Here is a 21,354-nt window from a genome sequence, read left to right on the forward strand (position 1 = left end):
TTTAAAGTGCTAAAGCTAATTATCTTTGCTCAGTTCAAACAGTTTTTGTTTTTCTTCCTTGGACAATGAATCATATCCTTTCTTAGAAATTTTTTCGAGAATAGCGTCCAATTCATTTTGGTCTACCTCTTCTACAATTTCAGCATCCTGGACGATGTGCATGTTTTTATTTCGGGAAGATTTGTTTTTGGACTTAGAAGGCTTCACTCTTCCAAATAAATATTCAAAATATCGGATAACCAAACTTAAATCTTTTCCTTGTTTATACGCTTTAATCATCAAATATCCTCCCAAAGCTCCACCTAAGTGGACTAAACGAGCTACTCCATCACCGGCTCCAATAAATAAAATATCGATGGCAATCCATCCGGCAACAAAATAACGTGCTTCAGTGGGTGGGAATAAAAACAACATGATTGGAGCCCGGGGAAATAGCATTGCAAAAGCAACTAACATCCCGGTAACCGCACCGGAAGCACCAATGACAATGGCATCGGTAAAAATCATGGCAAGTCCGGCATCAAGTAAAGCGCCTAAAATACCAGCTCCAAAATAAAGTACCGTAAATGTTCGGGGACCAACTGTTTCCTCAACAGCCCTTCCCATCCACCATAACCATAGCATATTGAATAAGAAATGCAGAAACCCACCATGCAGAAACAAATAAGTTATCATTCGCCATGGCTGGGTTAAGAAGGTCGGAAATGAAGGATCGAATCCTAAATAAGTGACTGCCCAATTATTTAAGGTCTGTCCGCCCAGCATCTGGATCACAAAAACCACAAAAGTAGCAAGCATAATGGTTCGGATAGCTACCGGCATCCGAAAATATGCGAACTTTATTCCTCCCCAAAAGGAATCAAAAGGCAAGGAATTTCGCATTCCGCCACCACCTCCGCCCGGAAAATTAAATGATCCTCTTCCTCTATCCATAGTATTCCGGTTTCTTTAATCCCCAGTATTTGATGAGAATGAAGCCGACTAAAAGTCCGCCCAAGTGAGCAAAATGAGCTACCCCACTATTTGGCATCGAGAGGCCATTAAACAATTCAAATAGCCCATAAAATGTCACAAAATATTTTGCCTTTACCGGGATGGGCGGTATCAAAAGCATGATATATCGATCTGGAAACATCATCCCGAACGCTAACAAAATTCCAAATACTGCACCTGATGCTCCCAAGGTATATGTGAAATATCCACCCACAAACATGTGGATAATTGCCGCGCCAATTCCGGTTAATAAATAATAGACAAGGAAACGTTTAGAGCCCCACAAATTTTCTATGGCCTGACCGAATATCCACAGTGCAAAAAGGTTAAAAAGTATGTGATATAAATCGGCGTGGAGAAACATATAGGTAACAAGCTGCCAGGGCATGAAGCCTTCGCCGAGCGGATTTAAAACCAGGTAAGGAGCAATGGCCGCACCAATGGGAGTCCAGCCTGAACCGAAAATCTGCTTGGTTAATAGAAAGGCCAACCCATTGATAATCAACAGGTTTTTAATGACCGGTGGAAATAAAGTGAATTGGGTATTGGGTGAAAAATTATTCAAAAAATAGCTGCTTTAGTGATGATTCTTTTTGATACGTGAATATACGTTAATCCCGCTCAAAGTTACGCCCGGAATTCCTTGTCCGGGATACGTGGTATCGCCAACAAGATACAAACCTTTAAACGGAGTTTCGTGAGAAGTCCATTTGAGCAAGCTTCGTGCCATACTTTTGGGGATTCCACCTACCCTGCCTTTTTTACGGTACACCCAGTTTTCCCAAGTAATCGGTGTTGCCGTGTGAATGACTTCGATTTCAGCCTCATAAAAACCGGGCAGTTTCTCACACAGTAACTCAACGATAAAATCTTCAACCTGTTGTTTGGCGTTATCATATGTTCCATTTAACCGATACCACAATTCAGGCGAGGCATGTGTTGATATATTTAAGGTACGCATACCCTCTTTTGCCCGATCCGTATCTCCGGGTTTCGACATAGAGACAAAAACAGAGTCAGAATTTGTATAAGGGACGGTCTGCCCATTATTAATATGAATTTGATTATGCAGGGGTAATTCCGAAGGGTATGTATCTGTAGTTGCTATCCCGAGAGTAATGGCTCCCCAGGCTTCGTCAAAATCATTGGCTTCATTCTTGAAGTAAGCTTTCATTTCCCCGCTCGTCAGCTCTTTCATATTCCATACCGGTACGTTGGATATCACAATAGGAGCACTATAGGTGTATTTTTCTTTTCGGGTATTCTTGGTGTGAACCATAAATTGGTCACCTTCTTTTGAGATCATCTCTACTCCTTCTTTGGTGTATAGTGCTCCACCTTTGTTTTGGATAAAAGAGCGTATGGTATTTACCATTTCAAGCAATCCACCCGGCACATAAAAATTGGAATAGTTAGTATAAGTCAATCCGGCCGCTCCAAACAAAAACGGGGTTTCATCTGCTTTGGCTTGAGCCGTGATCATCAATTGCTCATCTACAAATCGACGAAATTTTGGAGTATCTACTGCATATTTTTGCATCACCTGTTTCACAGATTGAAACGCATACTTAAGCACCCACACATCAAGCGGATTATTATTAACGGCAAGCTGTCCCCATTCGGAAATATTTTTAGGAGGGAAAAACGGATTCTCTAACGAAACCTTCCAAACCAGATCCGAAACTTTCAGCGCTTCATTCCAAAAAGCTTTTTGTCCCTTTGGGTTACCAAACACACGAATACATTCTTCTATCCATTGGTCTCGATCTTTAAAACGAGTGATCTGATCTCCATCCAGCCAAACCGACATACTTGGAGTGATCTCCTCCCGGGGAATATCGATACCCGTTTCCTTTTCCAATTTCCATAAAGGCTGATTTTCATCAAAACCGATGAGTGTAGTAGCTCCTGATTCAAACACATACCCTTTTCTATAATAGGACGAAGAACATCCGCCCGGAGCGTGCGCTTTTTCCAGAATGAGGACCTTATAACCATCCTTTGCAAGCATAGCACCTGCACTCAACCCTCCCATACCGGAACCCACAATAATAGCGTCGTAGTCTTGATTTATTTTCATGTGGATGTAACATGAATTGGAGCCCTAAATGTTCCAATGAATTGGAACAAAAATGACGCGAATCAAGCGGATGATCACAGAGCTTAGTTGATGGAGGAATAAACTTCAACTTTCCTATCACATGTCATCCAGTCCTTTAATACTCATTCCCAAGCTCAGGCTTCTAATTATTCAACTATTATTAGTGGGATTTTCTTGATGACCGGGATTCTATTTTTTCCTGAGTATCGATGCTTATATTCCTACCCTTTAAACTACTTCACAGCATGACCGAAGCGTATTTTTTTGAAGAAACCTACACCGGAATCGATTTCACCAAAGAAACATTCGACACCGGAGATTATGAACTTTGCCGCTTGAACTCGTTCCGGTGCTCCGCTCCGAAATGCCTTATCGAGGCTCTGCCTTACAATTTGGCTTAACTTCCTTTAAAAACAACATTGCCAACCTCCGATAACCTCCATCATCATTAATTACTTTCGAATGGGGGAATCGTTAGGAAATTTGTAATTACTTTTTGGTTAAAGTATACTCCCTACTTAGAATCATACCAGCCTTTTATGAATAAATATAAATGCCTGTTCCTTTTTATTTTTTGTGCCCTACTGATCTCCTGCTCTTCTTCACCAGAAACGCCGGTTGCCGACGAGGAATTGCCAAATGAACCCTCTTTAGAGCTAACTGAAATTGCACGCGTCAGTAATATCAATGATGAGATCTTTTTCACCGCTTTTAGAAAAATAATGTTGACATCGGATGGGCATGTGATTCTAAATGACTGGAGGCAACAAGCACTTTTATATTTTGATGGTGAAGGTAATTTTTTGGAAAAGATCGGTCGGGAAGGAAGAGGTCCCGGAGAGTTTGCTGACCTTCGTGATCTTCTACTTGCTCCGGGCGATACCATCCACACCTTTGATCGCAACAATGCACGGCACCAGATATTTGCACAGGTTGATGGTTCCTGGAAACAGGTTCAAGAGTATCCCCTTGAACAGAAATTCAGCGAAGAACTTCATTCCTTTTATCCTGAAAAGGTATATCCAAGAGACGAAGACAGTTATTGGGCTCTGTACCGAAACAATATTGGTATTAAAGATACAACCACGATGTACCATGAGTGGATGACGCCGGTGAATACCGATCTTGAACCACTAACTGAAGAGAAAAGACTTCTTGGGCCAGCTGAAGTAACTCTTGTGGCACGGACTGAATATTCGATGGTTTCAAGTTCGCACCCCAATAGTTTTAAGACGTTTGCAGAATTTGACTCCGAGCTGGAACTTCTACACCGGGCGTATAACAGAGACGCTACCATCAGGATCTTAGATTTAGATGGAAATGAACAGGACCGCATCCAACTGCCGTTTGAAAATGTTCGGTTTGATGAGGAGCGGAAACAGGAGCATCTCGAAAATTTAAAAAGCAATGACTCCTACGATAACGCAGCTGTTTCCAGAGCTGAGGATCTGTACCTCGAACACCGAGCTTATATCCTGCAATTTGTGATGGACAATCAAAAACGCTATTGGATACAAATACCCCGGCAGGATGAAACCACTCCCGACTGGATCGTCGTAAATTTCGATGGCTCTCTTGCCGGAAGTTTCAGAGTTCAGGATCAGTTTGAAGGACTGCAAAGCTTTACTTTAAGCGCAGTGCGCAATAATCGCCTCTACGGATATGCTTATTCCGAAAACCGTGAACTGTTTCTTGTTATTTGGGAGGTTGAAGGTTTATAGCAATACTTGGACCGAGTGATCCGACATGGTATTCTTAAAATGGGTTAAGTTTTCAACTCGTTCTGGTGCTCCGCTCCGGAATGCCCTATTGAGGCTCTGCCTCACCTTGCCGGGAGTAGGAAGCTGAGCTTCCATCATGCATTCCGCAGAGCGGCGGAACGAGACCAAATGATGGATGAGCAAGATCAAACACTGATCACTGTTTCCTGTTCACTGTAAACTGCTAATGCGCTTCCAACCAATTACCTGCAATCCCTGCCTCTACTTTCAGTGGCACATCCAGTTCTACGGCACTTTGCATAAACTCGATAATCTTATCCGGCACTTCCTCCATTTCACTCTCGTGGATCTCGAAGATCAATTCATCATGCACCTGTAGTAGCATGCGGCTTTTTTTGCCTTGGTCAATCAACCAATGGTGAATTTCAATCATAGCCAGCTTAATAATATCAGCAGCCGTTCCCTGAATCGGCATATTGATAGCCGTTCTTTCGGCAAACCCGCGCACGTTCCAATTGCTTGCCTTGATATCGGGAATGTAGCGCCGTCGACCCAGCATCGTTTTCACATAGCCATGTTCACGGGCATATTCTTTGGTATCGTTGATATAGTTCAGGATGTTCGGAAATCGTTCGAAATACTGATCAATCATCTCCTTCCCTTCCTCATTTTTGATTCCCAGTCGTGATGCCAGTCCATACGCACTTACTCCATAGGGAATTCCAAAATTTACCTCTTTGGCTTTTCTACGCTGATCAGCTGTTACCTCATCCAGCGAATCCAAATTAAAGATCTCCTTTGCGGTTCTGGCGTGAATGTCTTCGTCGTTTTTAAAAGCCTCCATCATCGCTTCGTCTTTAGCGATGTGAGCGATTACTCGCAATTCAACTTGGGAGTAATCGGCAGACATTAACTCGTATCCTTCTTCAGCCACAAACGCTTTCCGGATCTCCCGACCTCTTTTGGTTCGAATAGGAATGTTTTGGAGGTTTGGATTGGAAGAACTGAGCCGACCCGTAGCCGCCACACTCTGGTTGAATTCAGTGTGAACGCGACCGGTTTCTTCCACCACAAGATCAGGCAGTGCATCCACATACGTAGATTTAAGCTTGGTGAGCTGACGATAATCCAGAATGAGGCTGGGCATCTCGTATTTAGGAGCCAGCTTGGTGAGCACCGACTCTGCCGTGGAATATTGTCCGGTCTTGGTTTTCTTGCCGGCCGGTAATCCCATTTTATCAAACAAGATCGTCCCAAGTTGTTGGGGTGAATTGATATTGAATTCTTCACCGGCCTTCTCATAGATCTCAGCTTCCAGTTTCTTTAGATCTTCATCCAATTCCTCCGAAAAAGCAGAAAGCATTTCAACATCCAGCTTAATTCCCTTGAGTTCCATATCGGCAAGCACTTCCATCAGTGGGAAATCCACTTTGTAGGCAATTTCCAAAAGCTCATCATCTTTTAGGCGATCGTTTAAGATCTCATATAAACGAAGCGTGATGTCCGCATCTTCACAGGCATACAGATAAACATCCTCCACTGCCAGATCAGCCATTGACTTCTGCTTCTTCCCCTTCCCGATCAACTCTTCAATAGCTACCGGTTTATAATTCAGCAGGCTTTTAGAAAGTTCATCCATTTTCAAACGCTGATTAGCATCGATCAAATACGCCGCTATCATCGTATCAAATGCATTGCCTTTAACCTCGAGCCCTGCCCGTTTAAGCATCATAAAATCAAACTTGTAGTTATGGGCGATCTTCAGGATATGCGAATCTTCAAACAGCGGACGAATAGCTTCAATTACTTCTTTTTCATCCAAGCCATCTTCTACATTCACGGGAATATAGTATGCCGTCCCGGCCGTAGCTGTAAGTGAAATTCCCACCAAAGAAGCCGTTACGGGATCAGGGCTGTCGGTTTCCGTATCAAAACAAAAATGTTCTTCATCCTTGTACTCATCAACCAGTCCTTTCACTTTATCGATGGTATCGAGTAGTGCATAATTTACTTTTTCCTCGTCCAGCTCCTGCTTCTCAGCTTCTTCTTTGAAGGAACCGAACAGGTCCACCTGATCGCCTTCTTTTTTTGCTACCGGACCTTGTTCACCTAAATACTTCTTGGTAAGCGTGCGAAATTCCATTCGCTTGAAGAATAATCCCAGTTCTTTTTTATCCGCGCCTTTCCATTCTAATTCTTCCCAGTCTGTGGTCTCAGGGACATCAATTTTGATGGTGACCATATCTTTAGCGTGAAGAGCCTGCTCACCGTATTCAGTCAATCCTTCCCGCGCACGCTTTCCTTTGATGTTGGGTGCATCCTTAATAGCCGCTTCCAGCGATCCGTATTTTTTGATCAGCTTCGGTGCACCCTTTTTCCCAATACCCGGTACGCCTGGAATGTTATCAGAGGTATCACCAATCATCGCCAGCACGTCAATTACCTGATCGGGATACACGCCGAAATAGTCCTTCACCCCTTCCCGGTCAATGATATTAAATCCGCCATTGTTATTATCGGGTTTCATCATATGGATGTGATCGTGTACAAGCTGCATGAAATCTTTATCGGGAGTCACCATCATCACGTCCACATCATCGGCATTGGCACCGTTTGCGATGGTTCCAATGATGTCATCGGCCTCATACCCATCCTGCTCTAAATTCTGAATGCCCCACGCTTCCACCATCTCCTTGATCAACGGAATGCCGATCTTCAACTCCTCGGGCTGTGGTGGACGATTGGCTTTATATTCTTCGTCTTTCTCATGCCGAAATGTGGGAGCATGCGTGTCCCAGGCTACTGCGATATGGGTTGGCTCTTTTTCCTCCAGCATTTTCTCCAGCGTATTCGCAAAACCGAGAACCGGTCCGGTTGGAATGCCTTCAGAATTTTTTAATCGACTATTGATAAATGCGAAATGAGCACGATAAGCGAGTGCCATTCCATCGAGTAAATAAAGGAGTTTTTTAGACATGAATTTGGTTAAATTTGAAACCTTAATTATTTGATGGAAACTAATTTTTTTTGAATGTAATTACGAATGAAGATTTTAGCATAGTACGTTTACTTTTAGGAAAAATAGGTCCTCCCTCGAGGGAGGTGCCGAGCGTATGTGAGGCGGAGGGTGTAAGTTTAGGCTTAGAATGCTTGAAGATGCTATTACGATCTTAACCCCAACACCTCTCACAACAAATCAGGAACAACTGATTTGTTGATCTCTCCTCGAGGAGAGACTTCTTTTTGAATTCAAATATCCAAGAATTTGATCTTTTAATGAACATCTCAGATCTCCCAAAAATTGAATTGCATCTGCACCTCGATTGCTCGCTGAGTTTTGAGGTGGTAAAACAATTACGCCCCGGTACTACGAGAGAAGAGTACGAACGAGATTTCATCGCACCGGAAAATTGCGCCAGCCTTGAAGAGTATTTGAAATGTGCGCAGGAGCCGATCTCCATTATGCAAACCAAAGATCAGCTGGAAGCTGTAACGCTGGATCTATTTCAGCAGTTGAAAGCTGATAATGTGATCTATGCGGAAATTCGTTTTGCTCCGTTACAGCATTTGGATGGGGGATTATCCGCTGAGGAAGTCGTTAATATCGTGAATAAAGTAACTTCTAAAGGAATTCAAGAAACGGGCGTAGAAGGCCGGATTATTTTGTGCACGCTTCGTCATTTTTCGGAAGAAGACAGTATGAAGACCGTCAAACTGGTGGAGCAATTCAAAGGAACAAATGTGGTTGGGTTTGATATTGCAGCCGATGAAACCCTCCCAATCAACAATCACATAAAAGCGTTTGAATATGCCAGAGAGCATGGAATTCATTGCACAGCTCATGGCGGTGAAGCTCGCGGACCGGAAAGTGTGCGGGAGATTATGGGGAATTTCCATCCATCTCGCATTGGTCATGGAGTAAGAAGTTTCGAAGATCCTGAACTACTGGATGATCTAAAGGAAAAGAATATTCATCTGGAAGTATGCCCCAGCAGTAATGTACAAACCGGAATTTATGAATCGGTAGCTCAACACCGTATCCATGAGATCTATCAAAATGGAAACTCGCTGAGCGTAAATACTGATGGTCGTGCAATCTCAAATGTTTCCCTCAAAGAGGAATACCAGAAATTAAACCGCCATTTCAATTGGCAGATAGAACAATTCAAGAAGATTAATGAATTCGCCATTGAAGCGGCGTTTTGTGATGAGCGGACGAAAGAGAAAATCCGTCAAAAATTAATTAACGGGTTTGAAATCATGTAGTAGGTCATCCCAAGGGATGACCTTACGGAAATATTACACATTGAAACGGAATAACAACACATCCCCATCTTTAACCACATATTCCTTCCCTTCCTGGCGCATTTTTCCGGCATCGCGGGCGGCTTTTTCTGATCCTAATTCTTCGTAATCAGAATAAGCGATGGTTTCTGCACGGATGAATCCTTTCTCAAAATCGGTGTGAATGACTCCTGCAGCTTGTGGAGCTTTAGTTCCCTTTTCGATGGTCCATGCTCGGGCTTCCTTAGGTCCTGCCGTAAAGTATGTAATTAGTCCTAATTCCTTGAATGCTCCTTTGATCAAACGATCAAGTCCGGCACTTTCTACCCCCAATTCATCGAGGAACATCTCTTTTTCATCCTCATCCAGCTCAGCGATCTCGGCTTCAATCTTGGCACAGAACATCACTACTTCATCATCATGTTGGGAAGCGATTTCTTTTACCGTATCTACATATTCATTCCCGTCTTCAAGATCTGATTCTCCTACATTACATGCGTATAACACAGGTTTTGATGATAGCAGGAACAAGTCTTTATAGGCTTGCTTTTGGTCTTCTGAAACTTCAAATGTTCGAGCTGAGTTTCCTTCTCCCAAGTGCTCTTCAAGTTTTTGAACAATTTCTAATTGAGCAACGATTTTTTTATCACCGCCTTTTGCTTCCTTCTTCAATTTCTCAACGCGCTTTTCTACACTTTCCAGATCTTTCAGGATAAGTTCTTCTTCAATGATAGCTACATCGCGCTCAGGATCTACATTTCCCTCTACGTGAATAATATCATCGTCATCAAAACAGCGAACCACATGCAGAATCAGGTCTACTTCACGAATGTGAGATAAGAAAGCATTGCCCTTCCCTTTCCCTTCGGAAGCACCTTTAACCAATCCGGCAATATCAACAAACTCGATACTTGCAGGGATTATTTCTTTGGACTCGGCCAGTTCACCCAACTTATAAAGTCGGTCATCGGGCACCGGCACCATACCCACATTGGGATCGATGGTACAAAAAGGAAAGTTTGCTGATTCAGCACCGGCGTTACTCAGTGCATTAAATAAAGTTGATTTTCCAACGTTGGGCAGGCCAACAATTCCACATCTTAAGCTCATGTATAAATAATTAGTTGTTTAAGCGTCTAAACTTGGTTGTTGAATAAATTTTAGTTCGGGAAGGACCACGGCCGTTAGTTTAGCCAAGCCGGAGCGATTATATACACACCCTGTATCAATTCCTATCATGCTTTCTCTAACTATTGGCTCTTTAACCGGAGTATGACCAAATACTACCCTTTTCTCCCACTTTGTTTTATGGGCGTGAATATGTCCACGCTGCCAGATGAATTCTTCTCGTTCCTCTTCCCTTTCTAAATTTTCTTTGATAGTAAGGTTTGGATTGAGTCCGGCATGGACGAAAAAATAATTTTCTGTCTCCCAATAATATTTGGTATTAGAAAAAAAGTGGTAATGAGGATCGGGTAAATGAAAGCTGCCTGGGTTTGAATTGTAGTCATTCAAGGTTGTATTGCCTCCATTGGCGAGCCATAAATCCCAATCATTATTTTCGTAGGCATCCAATAACATCTGGTCATGATTTCCTCTTATGAAGACACATTCATGTGCTTCATCAAAATGTATGAGATCTTCAACAGCTTGTTTGGAATCGGAACCTCGATCGGTGTAATCCCCCAAAAAAACATACGTTGGAACAGTGCCGAATTTCTCATCAAGGTTTTTTAGTAATACCTGGGAGGTTTTGTAGCAGCCGTGAATATCTCCTATGGCAATAATTTGCTGACTGGAAGACATATAAATCAGGATCCTAAGCTTTTTTCAATTAGACCGCGACCGGTTTTTTTGATGAGATCTTGTTCATTAAGATCAGTTAGAGCAGCATCTAAAATACCATTTATAAATCTACCGGATTTAGCTGTTGAATATCGTTTGGCAAGCTCAATAGCCTCATTTAAACTCACTTTGGTAGGTATTTCTTCAAAATAAAGGAACTCACATAGTGCCATCCTAAGAATAAACCGATCAATTAAAGCCAGGCGTTCGATATCCCAATTCCTGATATGTTTAACTATAATTTCATCCAGCTCTTCTTCGTGTTCAACAGTCCGAAAAAATAACCTTTCTGCAAACCTGGCGAGATCTTTTTCCTTCACAAAATCTTCTTTCTGAATGAGATTACTTACAATGTGCTGGGTGGAGTCTTTGCTTAGTCGGTAGGCGTAAAGCGCTTTTAATACAGTTTCTCTTACTTTTCGTCTATTAATCATGCCAAATAACAAATTAAGTGAGCGCCAAAGATAAGGGTTTGCTAAAACAATTGTGCACTATAATAAATCACAAATTGATCATTCGATCCATCGGTTAATCGCAATTCATTGGGAGTGATTTTCGAAAGACCAATAGACCGATTTTCGATGGACGATTTAGTATCATCACAGTCAATCAAATACATCAAAAGAAATAAAAGTCCGTTGTTGTGTTACTCCCTAAAAGGTGGCTATATTTGAAGTCTTCAAATTATTGATTTCGCGTCCTTAGCTCAGTTGGTTAGAGTGTCGCATTGACATTGCGGAGGTCACTGGTTCGAATCCAGTAGGACGCACTCTTATCTTAAGCTTCCAACAAGGCTGTATCTAATTCCCCGGCCTTATCTTTCTTCTCGAATCTGAATTCGAAAACGGCTCCCTCCTCATTTCTAAAGTCAAATTCTGCATCAAGTTGATTAGCAAGTGTTTTAATGAGCGTTATTCCCAATGATTTATTAAGATCAAGATCTGAAAATTCCGGTAATCCCACTCCATTGTCACTGATTTTTAAACAAATTTCTTCTTCTGATTCACTTTGCGACAAATGCACACAAATTTCACCCTTATTCCGACCTTTAAATGCATGTTTATAGCTATTACTCAAAATTTCATTTAATAAAAGTCCACAGGGTATTGCTTGTGTAATCGGTAATTTAACTGGGCTATATCAATATCAATAGATACCTCTACATCAGATTTTTCCATTGTTCTGCCTATGACACGCGATAGCTCCTCGAAATATTGTTTGATGTCTATTTCTGAGAAATCTTCACTTTTATATAATTTTTCGTGCACCATTGCAATGGAATGTACCCGCATTTGGCTGTCTCTTAGTATCTTTTTGGCACTTTCACTTTCAGCAGAATATGATTGAAGTTCCAGTAAACCGGTTATCACAGCAAGGTTATTTTTTACTCTGTGATGGATTTCTGCCAAGAGCATTTCTTTTTCCTTTAGTGACTTCCGTACCTTCTCCTCTGCCTCTTTTCGGTCGGTTATATCAACATAGAGTCCATAAATTCCCACTACACTTTTCTCTACAACTACCGGAACGGCATATATAATGACATCTATAATAGTGCCGTCTTTTCTTATTCTTTTTTCAGTAGTCTCCTTTACATGGGCACTTTCCGTAAGCCGCATGGCTTCTTCCTGATCTTGTTCCGGAACTATGAGCTTATCTAACTCTAACCCTTTGATCTCACTCTCCCGGTAGCCAAATAATTGCTCAAATCCATCATTTACCATTTCAACTTCATGATGCTCATTTAATCATGATGCTCATTTAATAAAGCGATCCCTATTGGGGAAGAATTGAAAAGTTTACTTAAAAGTCCTTCACGTTGTTTTAAAGCTTCTTCAGATTGCTTTTGTTCGGTAATATCACGTTCAATTACAATCAGTACATCTTCTCCAAAATAATTACCGGTATTTACCAAGAACTCTGTCGGAAAAACTTCGCCATTCTTCTTTTTACCCCAACCTTCATATTTACCCGGTTCTCCATCCTTAGCTTTTTGAATAATCTCTTCTACTCGTTCTTCATCATATTTACCGGGTGCTGATAGAATTTTATTATGCTCGCCAATTATTTCAGACCGCTTATATCCAAATGTGCTTTCCAATCCCTTGTTGGCTTCTATAATGATTCCATTAAATAGGTCCTGGTAACTCATCATGCTTCTTTTAGTATCCGAAAGTGCTTTTTCGCGATCCGTTACATCATGGGTTAAGGAGTAAATCGAAACCACTTCCCCTTCAGCATTATACAACAACGAATTATACCACTCACAATAAATTATATCACCATCTTTAGTGATATTTCTGTTAATAACTGAAACTTCCTGTTCTCCTTTTTTATGAGCCTCTTTAATTTTATTTCGAACAAAGTCTAAATCGTCTTTGTGAATAAATTTCTTTAAAAGTTGGTCCTTTTCAATTGCTTCGTCTGAAGTATATCCGAATAACTCCTCAGCTTTTTCGGACCAGTTAATTATATTAAGCTGTGGATCCCATTCTATCTCAGCTAAAGGAAAATTATTTAAATTAAGCTGACTGGAAAGCACTTTTTTTGAAGTCCCTTTCCTAACAATATTGGTAACATTATGAGCTATAATTAATTTTGCGGGATTCCCTTTATAATTTATCAGGTGCCCCGAAAGCTGAAAATATAGGTGTTCATCGGCTTGCGTCTTAAACAACCAAATATCATCTGAAGAAAGATGAGATTCGTTTTTTAGTTCTAAGCCCAGTTCTTTTGATGATATTTTTTCTCCGAGATCAAAAATCTTTTTGTTTAGAATTTTATCCCTGGTATACCCCAACACTTCAGAAGTCACTTCATTTATGTCCATTATAGTTAACGAAGTTTGCTCGCATATGAACATAGGTTGAACTTCAAAAAAGCTCACATCTTTAGAGGATTTAATCATTGAGTAAGTGCCGATCTGTTTTTATCATTGCCGTTCGAATATCACACTTCTAATCCAGCAATTCCATTAAAAAATATTGACAGGAATATACCTGTGTGTACATACTATTTTTTTTATCTTACAGCGCTTATGAAATTTTGAGAACTAAACACTGAATGGCAGACCAAAAAATTACGCTTACATTACCCGACGGAACCCAACGTGAATATTCATCAGGAACCACCGGTTTAGAAGTAGCCCAATCTATCGCAGCCGGCTTAGCCCGTGCAGCACTTAGTATTACAGTTGACGGTGATATCATCGACCTTGATCGTCCGATTACAAAAGATGCAGAAATAGCTATTAATACCTGGGATAGTGAAGACGGTAAATATACCTTCTGGCACTCTTCTGCTCACTTGCTCGCTGAAGCCATTCAGGAACTCTATCCGGAAGCTAAATTTGGAATCGGCCCCCCTATTGAAAGTGGCTTCTATTATGATATTGATTTTGGTGATAAACAAATCACTCAGGAAGACCTTCCTAAGATCGAACAAAAATTTATTGAGAAGGCAAGACAAAAGTCTGAGTTTGAACGAAAAGATGTTTCCAAAGAAGAAGCACTGAGCTTTTACAAAGAAAATGGCAACGAGTATAAAGTTGACCTGATTGAAGATCTTGAAGACGGTACCATCACTTTTTATACCCAAGGCGACTTCACCGATTTGTGCCGAGGGCCTCACATTCCTAATTCCGGAGATGTAAAAGCCGTTAAGCTTACCAGCTTAGCCGGAGCATATTGGCGCGGTGATAATGACAGCAAGCAACTGACCCGTATCTACGGAATCAGCTTTCCAAAGCAGAAAATGCTGGAAGAACACCTGAATCGTGTGGAAGAAGCCAAAAAGCGAGATCACCGTAAGCTTGGGAAAGAGCTCGGTATTTATATGATCGACAGTATGGTGGGCAGTGGCTTGCCGATGTGGTTGCCAAATGGAACCATCCTCCGCAGAACATTAGAGGCTTTTCTTCGGGATGAACAGAAAAAGCGAGGATACAAAGAAGTTATTACTCCGCACATTGCCAATATTGAGTTGTATAAAACTTCCGGACATTATCCTTACTATAAGGATTCACAGTTCAACCCGATGGAAGTGGATGACGAAGAGTACATGCTCAAACCCATGAACTGCCCGCATCATCACCGAATTTATTCCAATGATTTACGCAGTTATAGAGACTTGCCATTGAGACTTGCCGAATTTGGCTCGGTATATCGTTACGAACAATCCGGTGAGTTAAGTGGACTTTCCCGCGTTCGCGGTTTTACCCAGGATGATGCCCATATTTATTGCACCCACGATCAGCTCAAACAAGAAATTAAGAACACCATTGAGCTCACTCAGTTTGTGTTCAATACGTTTGGGATGCCGGTTGATATCCGCCTTTCCTATCGAGATGAAAATGAAAAGAAATATGGGGGTAATACCGAATATTGGGATCGTGCTCAAAAAGAAATTAAAGAAGTGGCAGATGAAATGGAGCTGGATTATAAAATAGCTCCCGGAGAAGCCAGTTTTTACGGTCCAAAAATTGATTTCATTATTCGGGATGCTATTGGCCGAAAGTGGCAACTTGGAACCGTACAAGTTGACTACGTGATGCCAGAGCGTTTTGATCTTACCTATGTAGGTTCTGATAATGAAAAACACCGTCCGGTTATCATACATCGTGCACCATTTGGATCAATGGAACGCTTCACCAGTATTTTAATTGAACATTTTGCTGGAGACTTCCCGGTATGGCTTTCTCCGGAACAAGTGCGGATCCTCCCTATTTCGGACGACCAAAATGCTTACGCCGAATTTTGCTATGAAAGACTCAAAAAACTAGACGTTCGAGTGGAATTAGACACACGTAGTGAACAAATTGGCGGAAAAATCCGAGATGCTGAAACGAGTAAGGTTCCATATATGTTAATAGTAGGTGCCAAAGAAGTAGAAAATGAAACTGTTTCAGTAAGACGACATACAAAAGGCGATATTGGAACTTTCAAATTTTCTGATTTTCTTTCAGACATCAATGAAGAAATTCAAACAAAAGCTTTACCAAACAAAGACTAACTAAACAACGAGGTTACTATCGCAAGAAGAAGTTACTCACGGCGACCACCTAAGAATGATGATCGCCCAAATATTAACGAAGAAATAAGAGCCGATAAAGTTCGGGTCATAAAGCCAGATGAAGAACATGAAGTCACAACTGTGGAACGTGCTCTTCAAATTGCAGAATCGTACAATCTTGATTTAGTAGAAGTAGCTCCCAAAGCTAAGCCACCGGTTTGCAAGGTGATTGATTTTGGGAAATTCATGTACGAAAAAAAGAAGAAAGAAAAAGAAGCCAAGAAAAAACAGCACACCATGTCTGTTAAAGAATTGCGCTTCCGTCCGAACACAGATGATCATGATCTGGAATTTAAAACCCGCCATGCCCGGGAATTTCTTGAGGGCGGTGACAAGGTAAAAGCCACGGTACAATTTCGTGGCCGTGACATGCTGTACACCGAAAAGGGGGAATTGTTACTTTTACAACTCGCTAAAGACCTATCCGACGTCGGTAAAATTGAATCTAAACCAAATATGGAAGGTCGTAGAATGATTATGATCTTGACCCCTTCCAAAAGTTAATTCTTCATTGCACAGGGTTATAATTCTCCCTATTTTATAAGTCTTTAAATTTTCACAAAAGTGGTGGATTTCCATGCCAAAAATGAAAAGTAACAGTGGTGCTAAAAAGCGGTTTAAAGTTACCGGTTCCGGTAAAATTAAGCGTAAAAAAGCTTACAAGCGTCACATTTTGACCAAGAAAAGTAGTAAAAGAAAAAGGGAGCTTGGAAAAGATACATTGGTAGATAAAACCAATGAGAAGTCTATCAAGCGACAAATTCCTTATAAATTTTAAACACTAAAAACACGACAAAATGCCACGTTCATTAAATTTGGTGGCTTCCCGTCGCCGTCGCAAAAAGATCATCGATCAAGCGAAAGGTTACTGGGGCAAGCGTAAAAACGTTTACACGATTTCTAAAAATGCGGTAGAAAAAGGTCTTTTGTACCAATATCGCGACCGAAAGAATCGTAAACGAAATTTCCGTCGTCTATGGATTACCCGCATCAATGCGGCTGCTCGATTAAACGGTACTACCTATTCTAAGCTCATCCACGGGATGAAGCAAAAGGATATGCGGATCAACCGTAAAGTACTTGCAGATTTAGCCGTACGCGATGCAGACACGTTTGCTGCTATTGTTAAGGAAGCCACTGCTTAATTGCATAATTTATTATATAAACCGGTAGATCTTTTTCATAAGGTCTACCGGTTTTTTTATTTTCAGGAATTGTGTTTGCTCCATTGCTTTCACAACTCTTTTTGGTTCCGACGCAGAGCGTGCAGAACCAGTCTCGCTACGCACACCCTGCGCCGTAGTGAAATTTCCATATTAATTAATAGACTAAGCATCACATGCTTGATGACATAAAAATTTTAGAACAAGAAATTCAGCAATTTGAGATTGAAGATGAAAATCAGCTTGAAGATTTTCGTTTAGAATTTTTGTCTCGTAATGGAAAAGTCCAATCTATGTTCAAGAACATGGGACAAGTTCCAAAAGAAGACCGGGCTGAGGTCGGGAAGGCTATGAATCAGGTCAAAAATTTAGCTGAGTCAAAGTTTGAGGATGCTAAAATTGCATTGAAACAAGATCAAAGTAAAACCCTTAGCGCCAAAGATGATATCACGCTAACACCTCCATCCTATCCAATGGGTTCGCTTCATCCACTTACTCAAACGCTGGAGGAGATGAAATCCATTTTCTATCGGCTTGGGTTTACCATTGCGGATGGCCCTGAGATTGAAGATGATTTCCATAATTTTACTGCTCTGAATTTCCCACCAAATCACCCGGCACGTGACGAACAGGATACGTTTTTCATTCGCAAAAGTGATGATCCCAATATTCAGGATTTAGTTCTTCGTACGCACACGTCTCCTGTTCAAATTCGGTTAATGGAGAATACTGAGCCTCCTATCCGTGCTATTATGCCCGGACGTGTGTATCGAAACGAAGCCGTATCTCCAAAATCATATTTCCTGTTCCATCAGGTAGAGGCGCTTTATGTTGATGAGAATGTTAGCGTAGCCGATCTTAAAGAAACCCTGATTACTTTTGCCAAGCTCATGTTTGGAACCGATGTTAAGTATCGGCTTCGCCCCGGTTTTTTCCCTTTTACCGAACCGAGTCTGGAAATGGATATTTGGTGGGGATCAGATCAGGATGGCAAATGGTTGGAAATTCTCGGCTCCGGAATGGTAGATCCCAATGTGTTCAAGCATGCTGGCGTTGATCCTGAAAAATATACCGGTTTTGCCTGGGGAATGGGTGTAGAACGAATTGCCATCTTGCGCCACGGCATTGATGACATCCGTACCTTTTACGAAAATGATATTCGCTTTTTAGAACAGTTTAACTAAACACCTCTCTTACTTTAATGAAAGTATCCTACAACTGGCTTAAAGAATTTATTGACCTTCCACTCAACCCGGAAGAAACCGCTGAAAAATTAACCCTCATCGGACTTGAAGTAGAAGAACTTGAAGAGTACGGTTCTTCCCTGGACGGCGTGATCGTTGGTGAAGTCCTTGAAGTGCGTGAGCACCCCAATGCCGATCGGCTTCAGGTATGTGAAGTGAACCTTGGTGCTACCCAAACACAGATTGTTTGTGGAGCCAAAAATGTAGCAGCCGGACAAAAAGTCCCTGTTGCAACCGTTGGTTCTATCCTACCCATTAAACTGGATGACGGTTCAAACCTTAAAATCAAAAAAGCCAAATTAAGGGGAGAAGTTTCAGAAGGGATGATTTGTGCAGAAGATGAACTCGGCCTTGGAACAGACCATTCCGGAATCATGGTGTTGGAAGGAAATCCAAAAGTTGGAGCTCCTATTTCTGAGATTTTTGAGCTATATCAAGATACCATTATCGACATTGCCATCACCCCAAACCGGCCGGATGCTACTTGTCATTTGGGAGTAGCTCGGGATTTAGCAGCTGCTTTAAATTCGGAACTCAAGAAGCCTAAAATTCCATCCGGAAAAACGGTTCATAATTCTGATGACATCACCATAAAAATAGAGAATGCCGAAAAATGCCACCGATATGTGGGCAAAATGGTGAAGGGTGTTGAAATAAAAGAATCACCCCGTTGGCTGCAAAATAAACTGAAAGCAATTGGTGTTCGTCCCGTCAACAATGTGGTGGATGTGACCAATTTTGTAATGTACGAATTGGGTCAGCCCCTTCATGCTTTTGATTATTCCACCATCCGTGGTAAAGAAATAATTGTAAAGTATTTTGAAAAAGAAATTGATTTTGAAACGCTGGATCATGTAAATCGAAAATGCTCGCCGGGCACTTTATTTATTTGTGATGGTGAAGGTCCTGTTGCTATTGCCGGCGTTATGGGTGGTGTAGATTCAGAAGTAAGCGACGACACTACGGATATCCTCATTGAAAGCGCCTATTTTGACCCCGGCTCTATCCGAAAGACAGCAAAAGAGCAAACTCTGCAAACCGATGCCTCTTATCGATTCGAGAGGGGCATTGATCCTAATTTGCAAGCAATTGCAGCTGAACGTGCGGCGCAGTTAATAGCTGAAATTGCCGGAGGAACTATATCCGGTGAAACCATCGATATCCATCCTACTAAAACAAAAACCAACGAGCTTTCACTGCGAAAAAGTTATGTAAACCGTTTGCTGGGAACCGATTTCGATATCGATACTATTTGTAAAATTCTGGATGGATTGGAACTAAGAGAAGTTTCTAAAAACGAAGATACGATCACTTATGAAATTCCAACTTTCCGTCCTGACCTGGAACGTGAAGTTGACCTGATCGAGGAAGTGGGACGATTATTTGATTACAACAAGATTCCCTCTCCCGGCCACGGAATTTTTGTTTCATCGGAACCGATCAATGAATGGGAGAAGTTAAATCAAAAAGTCCGTGAAACTGCTCAGCAGCTTGGGCTTCGGGAAATATATTCCAACTCACTAATCTCTGAAAAAGATGCTGCGTTGTATGGAGATCTGGATGAAATGATTCCGGCTCTTAACCCCTTGAATAAAGACAACAGTACGCTGCGGCCTTCCCTACTTCACGGATTTATGAAGTCAGCCTCGTATAATTTTAACAGGAAAGCGTCCGGAGTTCGATTTTTTGAACTTGGTCACGTCTTTAACAAAAATGAAAAAGGAAGCTATTACGAAGGAATTAAAGAAGAAGTGCATGTGCTATTTGGACTGGCGGGATTAAAACATAAAGAAAGTTGGTCGAAAGAGGCTGAACCTTATTCTGTATTCGACTTAAAATCTCTGGTTAATGCTTTCTTCACTAAAATTGAATTAGCAGACCATATTAAATCTAAAGCAGCAGATGATACTACCTTAGAATATTTCTGGGGTGATGTTAAAGTCGGCTCATTGTTTCTTCCTTCAGACGAATTGAAGAAGGCTTATGATTTTGAACAAGAAACTTTTGTGGCCGAACTATCCGTGTCTGCTATTGCGGAAGCATTGAAAGTTATTCCTGGAAATACCTTCCAGTCCGTGCCCAAGTTTCCGGCATTTGAGTTTGATTTTGCGGTCATTGTTCCCCAAGAAGTTACCGCAGGTGAGCTTATGGATGTTATTAAGGACAAAGCAGGAGACCAACTGCAAGACATTGATATATTTGATGTTTTTGAAGGTGATTCCATTGGAGAGGGAAATAAAAGCCTGGCATTCAGACTTCAATTTCTTGACCGTAACAAAACCTTGAATATCAAACAAGTAGAACCTATTATTCAGCGTATTGTTAAATCACTTGAAAAAGATTTCTCAGCCAAACTGAGAGGTTAGATAAACCTTAATTCTTATGAATAAACTTGCACAACAAACCGATAAATTTCGGCAACTGCTGGATGAAGTAGGTGCAGAGGTTGACAGTCTAAAAAAAGAAATTCGTGAACTTAAACGTGAAAATAGCAGGTTGAAAACAAAGCTTGAAGAAGAGCATGAAAAACAAACCGATATTTTCTCTGCAATAAGTGAAAGTGAACGATTAGCATTTCGTCAACATGTGCAAGGGTTGATTGAAAAAATAGATCATCATTTGGGGGCTGAATCATGAAATCCATAAAAGTTTCCATACTCGGTAAGCAATATCCCCTTAAAGTTGAAGATCATGAAGAAGAAGCCATGATCAAAATCTGCAGTTATGTGGATGAGCGCTTCAAAAACTACAGGCAACAGCTCGTAAAACAACCGGAATCTACGGTTATGGTTTTAGCTGCTTTAAGCATTGCAGAAGAACTCTTTGAAGCACGCCGGGCAAACAGTGAACTCGAAGACAATGAAGAAGCATTAATGGAACGGGTAAATCACAGTCTTGAACGCTTACTTACCGAAATTAAAGAATAAAATTACTAC

General features: G+C 41.2%; 20 protein-coding genes and 1 tRNA gene. 11 read left to right on the plus strand and 10 right to left on the minus strand.

Annotation, left to right across the window (positions count from 1 at the left end; genetic code table 11):
* Nucleotides 1-15: 15 nt before the first annotated feature.
* From RI561_RS00095 to RI561_RS00105, 3 genes are read right to left on the minus strand one after another with little or no spacing between them, the layout of a single operon-like run.
* Complete coding sequence (locus RI561_RS00095; protein WP_395078170.1) at nucleotides 16-933, minus strand: rhomboid family intramembrane serine protease; 918 nt, start codon at nucleotides 931-933, stop codon at nucleotides 16-18.
* A complete protein-coding gene (locus RI561_RS00100) occupies nucleotides 926-1,558 on the minus strand; it encodes a rhomboid family intramembrane serine protease (RefSeq protein ID WP_395078171.1) in 633 nt (210 codons plus the stop codon). The genes RI561_RS00095 and RI561_RS00100 overlap by 8 nt, the downstream gene beginning before the upstream one ends.
* Nucleotides 1,559-1,570: 12 nt before the next feature.
* Nucleotides 1,571-3,073 carry a phytoene desaturase family protein gene (locus tag RI561_RS00105; protein WP_395078172.1) on the minus strand — a complete coding sequence of 501 codons (1,503 nt, stop codon included), beginning with the start codon at nucleotides 3,071-3,073 and terminating at the stop codon, nucleotides 1,571-1,573.
* Between the two features lie 560 nt (nucleotides 3,074-3,633).
* Here RI561_RS00105 and RI561_RS00110 point away from each other — a divergent pair.
* Nucleotides 3,634-4,815, plus strand: coding sequence for a 6-bladed beta-propeller (locus RI561_RS00110; RefSeq protein ID WP_395078173.1), 1,182 nt, complete (start codon nucleotides 3,634-3,636; stop codon nucleotides 4,813-4,815).
* 223 nt (nucleotides 4,816-5,038) lie between these two features.
* Here RI561_RS00110 and polA read toward each other — a convergent pair whose 3' ends face one another.
* Entirely contained in the window at nucleotides 5,039-7,792 is a 2,754-nt protein-coding gene (polA, locus tag RI561_RS00115) for a DNA polymerase I (protein ID WP_395078174.1), read from the minus strand.
* A gap of 299 nt (nucleotides 7,793-8,091) precedes the next feature.
* On the opposite strand from polA, the gene add reads away from it, so the two are divergent.
* Entirely contained in the window at nucleotides 8,092-9,081 is a 990-nt protein-coding gene (gene add / locus RI561_RS00120) for an adenosine deaminase (RefSeq protein WP_395078175.1), read from the plus strand.
* Nucleotides 9,082-9,114: 33 nt separating this feature from the next.
* On the opposite strand, the gene ychF is transcribed toward add, so the two are convergent.
* Genes ychF through nusB form a run of 3 tightly spaced genes read right to left on the minus strand, consistent with a single transcriptional unit; the run spans nucleotide 9,115 to nucleotide 11,378 of the window.
* Complete coding sequence (ychF, locus tag RI561_RS00125; protein ID WP_395078176.1) at nucleotides 9,115-10,209, minus strand: redox-regulated ATPase YchF; 1,095 nt, start codon at nucleotides 10,207-10,209, stop codon at nucleotides 9,115-9,117.
* 18 nt (nucleotides 10,210-10,227) lie between these two features.
* Entirely contained in the window at nucleotides 10,228-10,905 is a 678-nt protein-coding gene (locus RI561_RS00130; protein WP_395078177.1) for a metallophosphoesterase family protein, read from the minus strand.
* 5 nt (nucleotides 10,906-10,910) lie between these two features.
* On the minus strand, nucleotides 10,911-11,378 hold the full coding sequence (gene nusB, locus RI561_RS00135) for a transcription antitermination factor NusB (protein WP_395078178.1): 468 nt from the start codon (nucleotides 11,376-11,378) through the stop codon (nucleotides 10,911-10,913).
* 261 nt (nucleotides 11,379-11,639) lie between these two features.
* On the opposite strand from nusB, the gene RI561_RS00140 reads away from it, so the two are divergent.
* Nucleotides 11,640-11,713, plus strand: a tRNA-Val gene (locus tag RI561_RS00140).
* Nucleotides 11,714-11,721: 8 nt separating this feature from the next.
* Here RI561_RS00140 and RI561_RS00145 read toward each other — a convergent pair.
* Genes RI561_RS00145 through RI561_RS00155 form a run of 3 tightly spaced genes read right to left on the minus strand, consistent with a single transcriptional unit; the run spans nucleotide 11,722 to nucleotide 13,849 of the window.
* Entirely contained in the window at nucleotides 11,722-12,021 is a 300-nt protein-coding gene (locus RI561_RS00145) for an ATP-binding protein (RefSeq protein ID WP_395078179.1), read from the minus strand.
* 8 nt (nucleotides 12,022-12,029) lie between these two features.
* Nucleotides 12,030-12,665: a sensor histidine kinase gene (locus RI561_RS00150; protein ID WP_395078180.1), complete on the minus strand. Its 636-nt coding sequence runs from the start codon at nucleotides 12,663-12,665 to the stop codon at nucleotides 12,030-12,032.
* Nucleotides 12,666-12,685: 20 nt separating this feature from the next.
* Nucleotides 12,686-13,849: a PAS domain-containing protein gene (locus tag RI561_RS00155; protein ID WP_395078181.1), complete on the minus strand. Its 1,164-nt coding sequence runs from the start codon at nucleotides 13,847-13,849 to the stop codon at nucleotides 12,686-12,688.
* Between the two features lie 155 nt (nucleotides 13,850-14,004).
* On the opposite strand from RI561_RS00155, the gene thrS reads away from it, so the two are divergent.
* The 8 genes from thrS to RI561_RS00195 all read left to right on the plus strand — a co-directional run bounded on the left by thrS (nucleotide 14,005) and on the right by RI561_RS00195 (nucleotide 21,345).
* The gene (gene thrS, locus RI561_RS00160; RefSeq protein WP_395078182.1) at nucleotides 14,005-15,951 is read left to right on the plus strand and encodes a threonine--tRNA ligase; all 1,947 of its coding nucleotides are present in this window, start codon (nucleotides 14,005-14,007) and stop codon (nucleotides 15,949-15,951) included.
* An 18-nt stretch (nucleotides 15,952-15,969) separates the two neighbouring features.
* Entirely contained in the window at nucleotides 15,970-16,515 is a 546-nt protein-coding gene (gene infC / locus RI561_RS00165) for a translation initiation factor IF-3 (RefSeq protein ID WP_395078345.1), read from the plus strand.
* 73 nt (nucleotides 16,516-16,588) lie between these two features.
* Nucleotides 16,589-16,789 (plus strand): 50S ribosomal protein L35, encoded by a 201-nt coding sequence (rpmI, locus tag RI561_RS00170; protein WP_395078183.1) that lies wholly within the window; start codon nucleotides 16,589-16,591, stop codon nucleotides 16,787-16,789.
* A gap of 19 nt (nucleotides 16,790-16,808) precedes the next feature.
* Entirely contained in the window at nucleotides 16,809-17,156 is a 348-nt protein-coding gene (gene rplT / locus RI561_RS00175; protein ID WP_395078184.1) for a 50S ribosomal protein L20, read from the plus strand.
* Nucleotides 17,157-17,350: 194 nt separating this feature from the next.
* The gene (gene pheS, locus RI561_RS00180; RefSeq protein WP_395078185.1) at nucleotides 17,351-18,358 is read left to right on the plus strand and encodes a phenylalanine--tRNA ligase subunit alpha; all 1,008 of its coding nucleotides are present in this window, start codon (nucleotides 17,351-17,353) and stop codon (nucleotides 18,356-18,358) included.
* Nucleotides 18,359-18,375: 17 nt separating this feature from the next.
* Nucleotides 18,376-20,784, plus strand: a complete 2,409-nt coding sequence (pheT, locus tag RI561_RS00185; protein ID WP_395078186.1) for a phenylalanine--tRNA ligase subunit beta — start codon at nucleotides 18,376-18,378, stop codon at nucleotides 20,782-20,784.
* 16 nt (nucleotides 20,785-20,800) lie between these two features.
* On the plus strand, nucleotides 20,801-21,055 hold the full coding sequence (locus RI561_RS00190; RefSeq protein ID WP_395078187.1) for a hypothetical protein: 255 nt from the start codon (nucleotides 20,801-20,803) through the stop codon (nucleotides 21,053-21,055).
* On the plus strand, nucleotides 21,052-21,345 hold the full coding sequence (locus RI561_RS00195; protein ID WP_395078188.1) for a cell division protein ZapA: 294 nt from the start codon (nucleotides 21,052-21,054) through the stop codon (nucleotides 21,343-21,345). Before RI561_RS00190 ends, RI561_RS00195 begins: the two co-directional genes overlap by 4 nt.
* Nucleotides 21,346-21,354: the final 9 nt, after the last annotated feature.

The organism is Gracilimonas sp. (assembly GCF_031581265.1).
GTDB lineage: Bacteria > Bacteroidota > Rhodothermia > Balneolales > Balneolaceae > Gracilimonas.

What these genes read in the sequence shown, in the direction of transcription:
- RI561_RS00095 (WP_395078170.1), bottom strand. Translation starts at nt 933, where the DNA reads ATGGATAGAGGAAGAGGATCATTTAATTTTCCGGGCGGAGGTGGTGGC.
- RI561_RS00105 (WP_395078172.1), bottom strand. Translation starts at nt 3,073, where the DNA reads ATGAAAATAAATCAAGACTACGACGCTATTATTGTGGGTTCCGGTATG.
- RI561_RS00110 (WP_395078173.1), top strand. Translation starts at nt 3,634, where the DNA reads ATGAATAAATATAAATGCCTGTTCCTTTTTATTTTTTGTGCCCTACTG.
- polA (WP_395078174.1), bottom strand. Translation starts at nt 7,792, where the DNA reads ATGTCTAAAAAACTCCTTTATTTACTCGATGGAATGGCACTCGCTTAT.
- add (WP_395078175.1), top strand. Translation starts at nt 8,092, where the DNA reads ATGAACATCTCAGATCTCCCAAAAATTGAATTGCATCTGCACCTCGAT.
- ychF (WP_395078176.1), bottom strand. Translation starts at nt 10,209, where the DNA reads ATGAGCTTAAGATGTGGAATTGTTGGCCTGCCCAACGTTGGAAAATCA.
- RI561_RS00130 (WP_395078177.1), bottom strand. Translation starts at nt 10,905, where the DNA reads ATGTCTTCCAGTCAGCAAATTATTGCCATAGGAGATATTCACGGCTGC.
- nusB (WP_395078178.1), bottom strand. Translation starts at nt 11,378, where the DNA reads ATGATTAATAGACGAAAAGTAAGAGAAACTGTATTAAAAGCGCTTTAC.
- RI561_RS00150 (WP_395078180.1), bottom strand. Translation starts at nt 12,665, where the DNA reads ATGGTAAATGATGGATTTGAGCAATTATTTGGCTACCGGGAGAGTGAG.
- RI561_RS00155 (WP_395078181.1), bottom strand. Translation starts at nt 13,849, where the DNA reads ATGATTAAATCCTCTAAAGATGTGAGCTTTTTTGAAGTTCAACCTATG.
- thrS (WP_395078182.1), top strand. Translation starts at nt 14,005, where the DNA reads ATGGCAGACCAAAAAATTACGCTTACATTACCCGACGGAACCCAACGT.
- rpmI (WP_395078183.1), top strand. Translation starts at nt 16,589, where the DNA reads ATGCCAAAAATGAAAAGTAACAGTGGTGCTAAAAAGCGGTTTAAAGTT.
- rplT (WP_395078184.1), top strand. Translation starts at nt 16,809, where the DNA reads ATGCCACGTTCATTAAATTTGGTGGCTTCCCGTCGCCGTCGCAAAAAG.
- pheS (WP_395078185.1), top strand. Translation starts at nt 17,351, where the DNA reads ATGCTTGATGACATAAAAATTTTAGAACAAGAAATTCAGCAATTTGAG.
- pheT (WP_395078186.1), top strand. Translation starts at nt 18,376, where the DNA reads ATGAAAGTATCCTACAACTGGCTTAAAGAATTTATTGACCTTCCACTC.
- RI561_RS00190 (WP_395078187.1), top strand. Translation starts at nt 20,801, where the DNA reads ATGAATAAACTTGCACAACAAACCGATAAATTTCGGCAACTGCTGGAT.
- RI561_RS00195 (WP_395078188.1), top strand. Translation starts at nt 21,052, where the DNA reads ATGAAATCCATAAAAGTTTCCATACTCGGTAAGCAATATCCCCTTAAA.